Origin of the sequence: Nostoc sp. NOS(2021) (genome assembly GCF_017115025.1) — a bacterium.
Classification (GTDB): domain Bacteria; phylum Cyanobacteriota; class Cyanobacteriia; order Cyanobacteriales; family Nostocaceae; genus Nostoc.
The window spans coordinates 1-10,754 of the sequence record NZ_JABXKM010000199.1 but is presented as its reverse complement, the minus strand read 5'-3'; the positions used below and the strand labels follow the sequence as shown (position 1 = coordinate 10,754).

Here is a 10,754-nt window from a genome sequence, read left to right as displayed (position 1 = left end):
CTTGCATAAATGCTTAAATTGTCATGTTGAGCGGAGCGAAACATCTGTGAGATTCTTCTCTCCACTGCATTCCGTAGCCTGCGGGAACGCTGCGCGAACAGAATGACATTCCTGATTTTTTGGCTTTTGCTAGAAGTCTATTGTGAATAAATTTAAATTTATTAAATTCCCTACCTAATTAATAAAAAAATAGTCTAAAATTTTTGGCGAAAACTTCTACTTGTTCTTGATCAAAGTCTACCACTTCAACTTCAGCAAATCCCTGAAATCGATATTTTTGGGCAGCAATCCGACAGCTAATAACAAACTGATTTTTGTAAAAAGTTTGGGTAAATCTCCGAATTTCTATTGTGACTTTATCGTAAATCAAAGGGTTTAAGATCCCAACAATACAAGTAGCGCGGAGTCGGAGCCACTCCGCCTCCGCGAAGTTTCAGTCGGAGTTTAAATAAGAGTCTGAAAATGTCTTTAATGCAATAATTTTGTTAGCGCAGCGTAAAGCCTTCTCTTCTCCCTTCTCTACGAGACGCTCCGCGAAGGCGCTAGCCTCTCCCAATGTGAGAAGGGGAGACGCACTCGCGTTCGAGAGCATAGCAACTCTTAGAGACGCACTCGCGTTCGCTTAGAGCGAGTCTGCGTTCGCTTTTAGCGTCTCGTAGAGAGCGTCATTTTGAATTTTGAATTGTTAACTACCTTTTGTGCTGGTACTTCATCTAATCCATCTAGCAAAATCAGCAGTTTGCCCTCAGCCAGCAGAATTTTAGTTGATTCCTGTTCAACACCGCAACTAATAAATTCTTGGGTGATGTAGTTCAATAGATTGAATTCGCTGTGTTTTTTGGCATCTTCAGCAAATTCTTTCACCCTAATAAAATAGTCTCAGGCTGAAACTTGTAGTATAGTATATGCTTAAGAGGGTAGCTACATGTAAATGCACGCTGAGTAAATTTTCGTAGACCCTCTTCAAGAAGACATACCCGTTGCCTAGAGTACATTTGGGTAAGTAGGAGTTTAGAATCTAGATTGGCTTATAGCTTAGTTTGTAAGCCTTTTATAGATATCTAATTAATCAGGGAGTGCGTTGCTCTGACAAAGTTGTAGCAATTATCGTGGCGTTTGGTGTTTCTCTGGACTATTTGCAGTTATAAAGATGCTCTTCAATTACACTTATTTTAAGTATATAATTTTGAAATTATACAATAAAAATCAAAATTATACACAAATCCTCCAATACTTATACATTTTATAAGTATTACGATGGCTGAAGTTTTGATAAACTTCATGGAAAATTAATTGTATACAAGTACTACAGTAGCGATCGCACTCAGCACAGACGCGAATGAATATACTTTCAAGAAACACGTAAGGCAAAACTGGCGCAACAGCAAATCGCCCAATCTACAATAGGCAACATTATGGTTATGGTTACTGCTACTACTCCCAAAATTCTGATCGTCGATGATGACTTCGGCGTGCGAAATCTCGTCTATCGTTTTTTAAGTCGGAAATATCAAATAGAGTCGGCAGCAGATGGTAAGACTGCCTTATCGTTGTTTGAGCAATTCAACCCTGCTTTAGTGATTCTGGATTGGAATTTGCCGGATGTTAATGGTTATAGCCTCTGCCAAGAAATGCAGAGTCGTACTAATGTTTTAGTGCTGATACTAACTAGTAGAACTGACGAGGCTGATAAAATTAAAATCTTAAGCGCAGGTGCTGATGATTTCATGACTAAACCATTTAGTCTTGCAGAAGTTGAAGTTAGAGTAGAAGCTCTTTTGAGACGCATACGCTACATCAACCCCTCCCCAACACAACGTATTGTCTTCAAGCAGCTAGCAATTAACCCAGAGGGTCGAGAGGTAACACTTAACGATAAGCCTCTCACTTTAACAGCGCTGGAATTTAATATCTTACATTTTTTAGCAAGTCATCCTAATCAGGCTTGGAGTCGCCCACAGCTAATCCAAAAAATCTGGGGTTGCGACTATGTAGGAGATGGCCGGGTGGTTGATGTGCATATTGGTCAGTTGCGTAAGAAGATGGAAGTCGATACCAGCGTACCGGAGTTTATTAAAACTGTGCGGGGCTATGGTTACAAGTTTGAAGCGCCCGACGAGATTACTAATTCCTAAGTTTCCCGATTTCGGAAGTACTTTATAATTTGTTTTTTAGATGGGAGCGCAAGTTACAAAGATTTAATATAGAGTCAGATCAGCGATACAAGAACAGCCCCATAATCCTTACAGGAAAAGGGACAAACAACAATCAGTGAGCCAAAGCCTATTCGCACACTTCGTCAGGGAAGAATATTCCCTGATATTCAGTGGTCAGAAGAAAAAAAAGCTCAATCGAAAGCTGAACAAGAGGGATTTTACCAACGCTGTAAAGTTATTTTTAACCGAGTTCAGCCAGAGTTAATCAAAACTCACTACAACTGGTATATAACTGTTGAACCTGAGAGTGGAGACTATTTCACTGATAAAGATGAATTAGCTGCTATAAATAAGTCTCGTCAGCAGCACCCGAACACTCCGGTGTTCATAGTTTCGGATGAATGAAACAGGAATAGCTGGCACAATATGATCCAAGGCAGGTTTGGTGATCAGGAGCAGCTATTTTTTGAAATAGAGTTGATTACTGCTGATGGTTTAGAATTAGCTATGGTGGTTTGGCGATAATCGGGGTGCAATGCCTACGGCGGCAAAGTTACGCACCCGCACCCCATTACAACAGTGCGATGCCTAACGCAAGGCGACGCCAACGCACATTATCGACTCAGGGACTGCTGGTATACTTCAGAACACCATTAATATTTTCAATCCCCTGCAAGACTATTGAAGTCCGCTTAAGTGTGCCATTTCTTCTTTTACAAGTAGCTGTTAAATCGTTTCCTCTGATGCGGATATCATCACAAGTTGACTGATAATTGCTAATTTTAGCAGGGTCAGTCACTTTGAAAGTACCGTTAATATTTTCAATCCCCCGCAAGACTATTGAAGTTTCGTTGAATGTACCATTTATTCGACGACAATTAGCTGAGAGAACGTTGCCAGAAACTGAGATTTGGTTACAGGTTTTCTGATAACTGCTAGATGTAGCATTAGCAGGGCTATTAATCCCAACTAAAGTAGATGTTGCTAAAAGAGCAATTACACTAAATAAATTTGGCTTCATGATTTTGCTTCTCTATGCTGACAAAATATTCTACATCTTAAAATAACCAGATTTCGGATGCAATCCCATAATTTTCTGACTCTAGATGGGGTTAGATCACCGAAGACACTGTTGGCGAAAATGTTACATGCCTATTTAAGGAAATTTTGGGGATGTTGTCATGACTGCCAAAAAGCGAAAGCCCCTAGATGATGCCGTAGCCCCTGAGTTACAGAATCATTCATAATTTTTCTTAGGCAATCTTTGACTAACTAACTCAGCCGCTAAATGTATCGCTGCTTTCATACTCGTAGCATCAGCAATTCCCTTACCCGCAATATCAAACGCTGTTCCGTGGTCTGGTGAAGTCCGAACGAAAGGAAGACCAATAGAAGTATTAACTGCGCGATCAAACGCCATCAGCTTTACAGGAATTAAGCCTTGGTCGTGGTAAAGTGCTAGATAAGCATCAGCAGGATTTTGTACTAAAGAATTTCCATACCAAGCTTGACCAGGTTTAACCCACATCGTATCTGGCGGTATTGGCCCATCTAGTTGCAATTGTGGGCGATTTTGCCGCTCTTGCTCTAACCAGGCAATTAACCAATCCTGTTCTTCATGTCCGAGTTGTCCCTGTTCGCCACTGTGGGGATTTAAACCTGCGATCGCAATTCTCGCCTTTTCTATCCTAAAATCTTTCTCCAAACACTCCACCAGCAAATCTAGTTTCTGTGTCAACAACTGCGGTGTCAATGTATCGGCTACTTGACGTAGGGGAATATGTGTGGTAGCAAGTAAAACGCGGAGTGTCCAACCAGTGTGGGGCGATCGCGCTACGAATAACATCCCAAAACGGTCAACACCTGATTTTTGCGCCAAAAGTTCCGTTTGCCCTGGATAATTATACCCTGCGGCTTTCCAAGCAGATTTAGCGATCGGCCCGGTGACGATACCATCAAATTTACCAGCGACTGTTTGAGCGATCGCATATTCCATATACCCAAAACTAGCTGCACCACTCGCCGCATTACCTGTTCCTGGGATAATTTCAGCTTTAATTTTCCCATCCAACTGCACATCAATGACTGATAACTCGTCTGGATTTGCCAAAGGTGCTAAATTCTCAGTTAAATTCAATTTGCGATAAATCTGTACGAGCAAATCCCCGTTACCCACCACTGTAAGGTCATATTTTTTACTAATTTCTGGATCAGCTAAAGCTTTCAAAATCACCTCCGGCCCAATCCCTGCCGGATCTCCCAGCGTCAGCGCCAAACGCGGACGATTTTTTTTGCAAAAATTTACTAAATTACTTTGATTATTTTGATACATAAAATCTCTTCATAATTATTATCATCAAATTTTCCCAATATCCCCATCTCCCCTTCTCTCAACAGTAGGGATTGCCCCCCAAACTAGTAGGGATTACCTGCTAAACTAGTTTAACGGATCACGAAAGTCCTGATAATATATAGATGGTTGCTAACCCGCCTGTGTGTATGGAACATAAAGGCTAATCCGAAGTAGCAGTTATATGCTTGCCGCAGAAACATCAGAGTTCAGGGAAAGAACACTGTTGCCTGGTTTGCTATTGCAATAAATCCATGCGGTGGTGTACAAACAAAAATAAAACTGCCTGCGGTAGGCGGGCGGCTGCCTGTGGACGCTGCGTAAGACCATTATCGGGTTTTTAGTCCCGAACTCCTAGAAATAGGAATTCCTAACGTGGCAACGGCGGTTGAGACGGGAAACTCTAAAAACGAATAAGACCGTTCCTGATTCTAAAAGATTGGAATTTCTAAGATATTAGAGAGCTTCCAACCTCGGCGAAGCAGGTTGGAGTACTTCACAATTATTTACACAGGTCTAATCCTACAGCAACTATTGAAAAGCTTCTGGTAGACCTAGTTTACACACCACTTTGCATAAGGAGAATCACACCAATGGGCGGCGAACTTTTGAATGCAGCTCTATTGTCTTTCGGTTTAATCTTCGTGGGCTGGGCTTTAGGCGCTTTGTTACTGAAAATTCAGGGCACAGAAGAATAATTGAGTGCTGAGTTAGGAGTGCTGAGTGCTGAGTTAGGAGTTAAGAGTTATTATTCTCCCCACTTCCCACTCCCTTTTTCATTGAAATGGGAAAAAAGCTTGTCCGTTAACCGGACAAGCTTTTTTCCCATAAGTCTCTCCAAATAAATAGATTTTCTGAGAAAAGATGTAAAGTTTTGTTTGCATAGGTTATTCTGATAACATTCTTTTCATAAAACATTAAAATTTATTACAACCCTCATGACATTATTAATCGTCGGTGCCACTGGCACCTTAGGAAGACAAGTGGCTCGTCGTGCTATCGATGAGGGGTATAAAGTACGCTGTCTTGTCCGCAGCAGTAAAAAAGCAGCTTTTCTCAAAGAATGGGGTGCAGAACTCGTACCGGGAAATTTGCGTTACCCCGATACCATAGCGGAAGCATTAAAAGGTGTAACCCAAGTTATTGATGCGTCAACATCTCGCCCTACAGATTCACTGAGTATCAAACAAGTGGACTGGGATGGCAAAGTAGCATTGATTCAAGCAGCAATTGCAGCAGGTGTAGAGCGTTTTATCTTCTTTTCGATTTTAGATGCTGATAAATACCCAGAAGTGCCGCTAATGGAAATTAAGCGGTGTACAGAACTCTTCCTGGCTGAGTCGGGCTTGAATTACACCATCTTGCGGCTAGCTGGGTTTATGCAAGGGTTAATCGGTCAGTACGGGATTCCCATTTTGGAAGCACAGCCAGTTTGGGTAACAGGTAATTCTTCTCCCATCGCCTATATGGACACTCAGGACATTGCGAAGTTTGCTATCAGAGCATTGAGTGTACCAGAAACGGAAAACCAAGTTTTTCCTGTAGTCGGTACTCGTGCATGGAGTGCAGAAGAAATCATCAACCTGTGCGAACGCTTATCTGGAAAAGACGCTAGGGTAACGCGGATGCCAATAAACTTGCTGCGTGCTGTTCGGGGCTTAATGCGGTTCTTTCAGTGGGGATGGAATGTAGCGGACAGGCTAGCGTTTACAGAAGTATTGGCTAGTGGTAAACAGTTAAATGCTTCAATGGATGAAGTATACACAATCTTTGGTTTAGATCAGCAACAAACCACAACCCTAGAAAGCTATCTACAAGAGTACTTCAGCCGAATAATGAAGAAGCTCAAAGAGGTAGACTACCAGAAAAATAAAAATAAAAAGCAGAAACCTAAAAAAACTCCTTTTAAACAGTCTTCAAAAGTCAATAGTCAATAGTCATTGGAAAACAGATATTAGTCGTAAAACTCTAGACTCTGGATATTTGACTCCAGATTAATGACTACATGACCAAAAATGTGTAAGGATTACAAGGAAGACTGGGAAGAATGAGCGCCCCTAAAGAACAGGTACGTAGTACCGTATTCTGTCCTTTAGGTAGGGGATGAAAAACGACACTTCGACGCTGTTCAGTGACCGCTCAGGTGGTTTTAACCACCGTCAATATTCTACGAACATTTGAGGTTATAATAGGATTATGCAACAGGTAGAATAACCGCTAGCACACATGGGTAAGCACTCCCAAACGATCGGCTAGGAAATAATAATAGCTAGTGGGTGGCGAACACCACGAACAAACATAGCCTTAGTAGCCAACGCGCACCCATACCAGAAAACAACACTATTTATTGATTGGATAAAGTACCGTAGGGCATACGGGAACTAGAGAAACGATTCTCTAACGCTTAGGGAGATAAGCCCACTGGGGTTGTTTAAATTAGACTCGCCGCTTGGTTCTATTGAACGGGTGTCAGGTTTAAATATTGCCGCAAGGATAGACAATTTTAAGGCATGTCTTTGAACTAAGAATCCCCGTCTCTTTAGAGCGGGGAGTGTCAAATAATACAGAGCATCGCCTAAACTTGGATATTTGAGTGTGCCGAAAGCAGGCATTATCTACAATGACGTTAAACCGATAGCGAGTCGTGTCGCTATCGAGTTGAAAGACAAGCTAACCGCAGCCGGTTGGAATGTATGTATCACATCGAGTATCGGTGGAATACTGGGCTACTCTACCCCTGAGAGTCCTGTGTTCCACACCCCGATTGACGGTCTGACGCCCCCTGGTTTTGACTCAGATATGAAGTTTGCAGTGGTGTTAGGGGGAGACGGCACTGTTTTAGCAGCGTCTCGTCAAGTAGCGCCCTGTGGTATTCCACTGCTAACAGTGAATACCGGCCACATGGGATTTTTGACAGAAACTTTCCTGAATCAATTGCCCCAAGCGCTAGAACAGGTGATGGCGGGTGAGTATGAAATTGAAGAACGAGCTATGCTCACCGTCAAAGTTTTTCGGGGAGATTCAGTGCTATGGGAAGCCCTCTGCTTGAATGAAATGGTGCTACACCGGGAACCTTTGACCTCTATGTGCCATTTTGAAATTGCCATAGGGCGTCATGCGCCAGTAGATATTGCGGCGGATGGTGTGATTGTTTCTACGCCTACTGGTTCTACAGCTTACTCATTGAGTGCTGGTGGCCCAGTGGTGACTCCCGGCGTACCTGTTTTACAGCTAGTACCCATTTGTCCTCATTCCCTAGCTTCTAGAGCATTGGTATTTCCAGATACGGAATCGGTCAACATCTACCCAGTAAATATTCCTCGGTTGGTAATGGTGGTAGATGGCAATGGCGGGTGCTATATCTTACCAGAGGATAGAGTGTATATGGAGCGATCGCAATATAGTGTCCGATTTATTCGCCTGCAACCGCCTGAGTTTTTCCGAATTTTGCGAGAAAAATTAGGTTGGGGTTTGCCACATATTGCTAAACCAACTTCGGTAGAATTGCCGTAGTTATTGGGCATTGGGCATTGGGCATTGGGCATTGATTATTAATTCTTCTCCCTCATCCCCGTATTCCCCATGCCCTATGCCCAATTTGCTGATTTCCTTCCAGAATTACTGGTGTAAGGATGGTATTTGGAGTTAGTTATTAAGATTGCATCGGAGAATTCGATGGCTGACACCTGAACGTGCTAAGACATCCTAAGCCGCGTGTCAAATCAGGATTGCTCCATCACTAAAAACTCGTAATTGCACTTTATAACTGATGTAAAGATTTTCACTAGAATATCTTTACAATCCCAAATCCAATATCCCAAATTGTTATGACAGTTGCTCAAAGTCCCTGTGTTTTGGTGATTGAAACCGATGAGAGCCTAGCAAATCAGCTTTCTTGCGATTTGCAAGAAGCCGGCTATGAATCAATTTTGGCTCATGATGCAGCGAGTGGTTTACAACACTGTCGCGATCGCCAGCCTGCTTTAATTGTTTTAGACCGGATGCTAGCAGGAGAATCAGGACTCTCGTTGTGCAAAAATCTGAGAAACACTGGTCTGCGATCGCCTGTGTTGATTTTAATGGCAAGGGATACAGTTGATGATCGGGTAGCTTGTCTAGAAGCTGGAGCGGATGATTACATCCTCAAGCCTTACCGCTCAGAAGACTTTTTGAAGTTGATTCGCCTCTACTTAAAACCCGATGTGGATACCACGGAGCAGTTACGCTTTGGGGATTTAATTTTAGACATAGCAACTCGCCGTGCCATCCACAACGGCCGGACAATTGACTTGACAATGAAGGAATTTGAACTATTAAAATTCTTAATGGAACATCCCCGTGAGGTGTTAACCCGCGAACAAATTCTGGAAAATGTTTGGGGTTACGACTTTCTGGGTGAGTCCAATGTAATTGAAGTGTACATCCGTTACTTACGGTTAAAAATCGAAGATGAAGGTCAAAAGCGCCTCATTCAGACAGTGCGTGGTGTAGGCTACGTTTTAAGAGAATCCTAGTATACGATGGCAAAAGTTTGCTTACCTCGTCGCCTAGTTCCCAATCTCAGACTGGGAATGCACATTTGGGGACTGCTGCCTCCCATCCAAGCGATTTCTGCTTACAACATTGTAAAATTGAAGTCTAAATTACAAAATCGAAAACCTATATGACTCGTTGGCTAAGTTTGCTCTCAATGTTGCTGAGTATTTTGCTGATGGGCTGTTCTGTGCCAACAACAGCTAAACCTCCCAGCCCCACCTCTACTTCTCAAACTCCAGCACCAGAGAGTTTAGGTCAAACACTACCAATTTCTGCTAAAGCCATTGTTCCTAATGGCACAACGATTCAATTAGAGGTAGCGCAGACCCCAGAACAGCAAGAGATGGGGTTGATGTATCGACCAGCTTTGCCAGATGACCGAGGGATGCTGTTTCCGTTCCCTTCAGCACAACCAGTCAGTTTTTGGATGAAGAATACACCTATGCCCTTGGATATAGTATTTCTACATAAGGGTATAGTTCAATATATTCAGGCTGGTACACCTCCTTGTGCAAGTGAGCCTTGTCCTACCTATGGCCCCAATACACCAATCGATAAGGTGATTGAACTTCGCTCTGGAAGAGCTGCCGAATTGAAGTTGAAAGTGGGCGATATTGTCAAAATTGAGTTTTGAGACTTCGGTGCTTTGTGGGGATAAAGATTTGGATTGTTGCTCTGTTCAGAGCCTATACTATCGAAATCTATGTTTTTTTTGTAAAAAATGTCACGTATTGTGGTAAAAAGTCATCTGTAACGCTACTATTTAAAAACTGTGGTAATAATGTAAAATTCTACTGTCTCCAACCTGAAATCGCGGTCTTAAGGTTTGGTTGCAAAAATATTCCCTTGGGCGCAAGTGTAAATAGTCGCCAATAAGAGAGTATAGGCTATGGAATCTTTATTACTACATGTGTAATTAAATAAAGCACAAAAGTAAACCAGATGGAGCCAATTTAACTAAGTAAAAATACTGCTTGAGAATCGAGCAGATGATTTGTACGAAAATTTCTATTTCTCAGACCCTCTATGAGAAGCGTCTATTGAAGGCAGATCCAAAAAACTGTGCTGGGGTGTATAGCCGATAACGGCACAGTGACAGATGAAATACTGGCTACTGGCTACCGAGCAATGGTGAACTGATATATGACAATACATTCTGCACAAGGAGGTGAGATACAAATGTCACCATCAAAATATTCTCGGCTGATTCATTTTTTGCAAGAAGATTTGGCAATTTCCACAGCATCACTGGCGGTGGCGCTTCGGCATCGGGAGCAAGATCCAGGCCCATTGGCAATGATTCTTTGGCAGTATGGGTTGATTACTCTAGAGCAGTTAGAACAAATTTATGATTGGCTGGAGACAGCATAGTTAAGAAATTCAAAATTCAAAATTCAAAATTCAAAATGTTCGCGTAGCGTCTCGTAGAGAGAAAACCCAATCGTGCTAGCCTCTTAGCTATTAATTGGATGCAAATTAATAAGATTAGCTTATGACTAGCTGATTCAGGAGAATCTAGGTGTGTCACATCCACTCTACCTTGTATAAAGGTTGATATATAAGCAATTTGTCTCTGGCGATTTCTACTCATGTACACATAAATCAGAAGAGCGAGTTAAATTATCAACTCGCTCTTTTGATTTGGTGCTGAGTAATGAATAAAAATCATACTCATCATATCATGTCCGCCAAATTACCCATAATATAAAGAA

12 protein-coding genes are annotated in these 10,754 nt (G+C 42.1%); 8 read left to right on the top strand and 4 right to left on the bottom strand.

Translation table 11 applies throughout. The annotated features are described in order from the left end of the window. Positions 1-178: 178 nt before the first annotated feature. Together HWQ41_RS22115 and HWQ41_RS22110 are read right to left on the bottom strand one after the other, a co-directional pair. Positions 179-370, bottom strand: a complete 192-nt coding sequence (locus HWQ41_RS22115) for a hypothetical protein (RefSeq protein ID WP_292767558.1) — start codon at positions 368-370, stop codon at positions 179-181. Between the two features lie 275 nt (positions 371-645). After that, positions 646-864 (bottom strand): hypothetical protein, encoded by a 219-nt coding sequence (locus HWQ41_RS22110; protein ID WP_292767556.1) that lies wholly within the window; start codon positions 862-864, stop codon positions 646-648. A gap of 551 nt (positions 865-1,415) precedes the next feature. On the opposite strand from HWQ41_RS22110, the gene HWQ41_RS22105 reads away from it, so the two are divergent. Then, positions 1,416-2,135 carry a response regulator transcription factor gene (locus HWQ41_RS22105; RefSeq protein ID WP_292767553.1) on the top strand — a complete coding sequence of 240 codons (720 nt, stop codon included), beginning with the start codon at positions 1,416-1,418 and terminating at the stop codon, positions 2,133-2,135. Between the two features lie 643 nt (positions 2,136-2,778). Here the strand turns inward: HWQ41_RS22105 and HWQ41_RS22095 are convergent. Further along, positions 2,779-3,177 (bottom strand): CVNH domain-containing protein, encoded by a 399-nt coding sequence (locus tag HWQ41_RS22095; protein ID WP_292767551.1) that lies wholly within the window; start codon positions 3,175-3,177, stop codon positions 2,779-2,781. 216 nt (positions 3,178-3,393) lie between these two features. Continuing rightward, entirely contained in the window at positions 3,394-4,488 is a 1,095-nt protein-coding gene (gene pdxA, locus HWQ41_RS22090) for a 4-hydroxythreonine-4-phosphate dehydrogenase PdxA (protein ID WP_292767548.1), read from the bottom strand. Between the two features lie 611 nt (positions 4,489-5,099). On the opposite strand from pdxA, the gene HWQ41_RS22085 reads away from it, so the two are divergent. The 7 genes from HWQ41_RS22085 to HWQ41_RS22055 all read left to right on the top strand — a co-directional run bounded on the left by HWQ41_RS22085 (position 5,100) and on the right by HWQ41_RS22055 (position 10,413). Continuing rightward, positions 5,100-5,204: a PetM family cytochrome b6-f complex subunit 7 gene (locus HWQ41_RS22085; RefSeq protein ID WP_292767545.1), complete on the top strand. Its 105-nt coding sequence runs from the start codon at positions 5,100-5,102 to the stop codon at positions 5,202-5,204. A gap of 240 nt (positions 5,205-5,444) precedes the next feature. Then, positions 5,445-6,443 (top strand): SDR family oxidoreductase, encoded by a 999-nt coding sequence (locus tag HWQ41_RS22080; RefSeq protein WP_292767544.1) that lies wholly within the window; start codon positions 5,445-5,447, stop codon positions 6,441-6,443. A 658-nt stretch (positions 6,444-7,101) separates the two neighbouring features. Next, positions 7,102-8,019 (top strand): NAD(+) kinase, encoded by a 918-nt coding sequence (locus tag HWQ41_RS22075; RefSeq protein ID WP_292767542.1) that lies wholly within the window; start codon positions 7,102-7,104, stop codon positions 8,017-8,019. A 314-nt stretch (positions 8,020-8,333) separates the two neighbouring features. Further along, complete coding sequence (gene nblR, locus HWQ41_RS22070; RefSeq protein ID WP_292767539.1) at positions 8,334-9,020, top strand: response regulator transcription factor NblR; 687 nt, start codon at positions 8,334-8,336, stop codon at positions 9,018-9,020. A gap of 6 nt (positions 9,021-9,026) precedes the next feature. Next, positions 9,027-9,173, top strand: coding sequence for a hypothetical protein (locus HWQ41_RS22065; RefSeq protein WP_292767537.1), 147 nt, complete (start codon positions 9,027-9,029; stop codon positions 9,171-9,173). Next, positions 9,170-9,676, top strand: coding sequence for a DUF192 domain-containing protein (locus HWQ41_RS22060; protein ID WP_292767534.1), 507 nt, complete (start codon positions 9,170-9,172; stop codon positions 9,674-9,676). Before HWQ41_RS22065 ends, HWQ41_RS22060 begins: the two co-directional genes overlap by 4 nt. 509 nt (positions 9,677-10,185) lie before the next feature. After that, positions 10,186-10,413 carry a DUF2949 domain-containing protein gene (locus HWQ41_RS22055; RefSeq protein ID WP_012410503.1) on the top strand — a complete coding sequence of 76 codons (228 nt, stop codon included), beginning with the start codon at positions 10,186-10,188 and terminating at the stop codon, positions 10,411-10,413. Positions 10,414-10,754: the final 341 nt, after the last annotated feature.

What these genes read in the sequence shown, in the direction of transcription:
- HWQ41_RS22105 (WP_292767553.1), top strand. Translation starts at nt 1,416, where the DNA reads ATGGTTATGGTTACTGCTACTACTCCCAAAATTCTGATCGTCGATGAT.
- HWQ41_RS22095 (WP_292767551.1), bottom strand. Translation starts at nt 3,177, where the DNA reads ATGAAGCCAAATTTATTTAGTGTAATTGCTCTTTTAGCAACATCTACT.
- pdxA (WP_292767548.1), bottom strand. Translation starts at nt 4,488, where the DNA reads ATGTATCAAAATAATCAAAGTAATTTAGTAAATTTTTGCAAAAAAAAT.
- HWQ41_RS22085 (WP_292767545.1), top strand. Translation starts at nt 5,100, where the DNA reads ATGGGCGGCGAACTTTTGAATGCAGCTCTATTGTCTTTCGGTTTAATC.
- HWQ41_RS22080 (WP_292767544.1), top strand. Translation starts at nt 5,445, where the DNA reads ATGACATTATTAATCGTCGGTGCCACTGGCACCTTAGGAAGACAAGTG.
- nblR (WP_292767539.1), top strand. Translation starts at nt 8,334, where the DNA reads ATGACAGTTGCTCAAAGTCCCTGTGTTTTGGTGATTGAAACCGATGAG.
- HWQ41_RS22065 (WP_292767537.1), top strand. Translation starts at nt 9,027, where the DNA reads ATGGCAAAAGTTTGCTTACCTCGTCGCCTAGTTCCCAATCTCAGACTG.
- HWQ41_RS22060 (WP_292767534.1), top strand. Translation starts at nt 9,170, where the DNA reads ATGACTCGTTGGCTAAGTTTGCTCTCAATGTTGCTGAGTATTTTGCTG.
- HWQ41_RS22055 (WP_012410503.1), top strand. Translation starts at nt 10,186, where the DNA reads ATGACAATACATTCTGCACAAGGAGGTGAGATACAAATGTCACCATCA.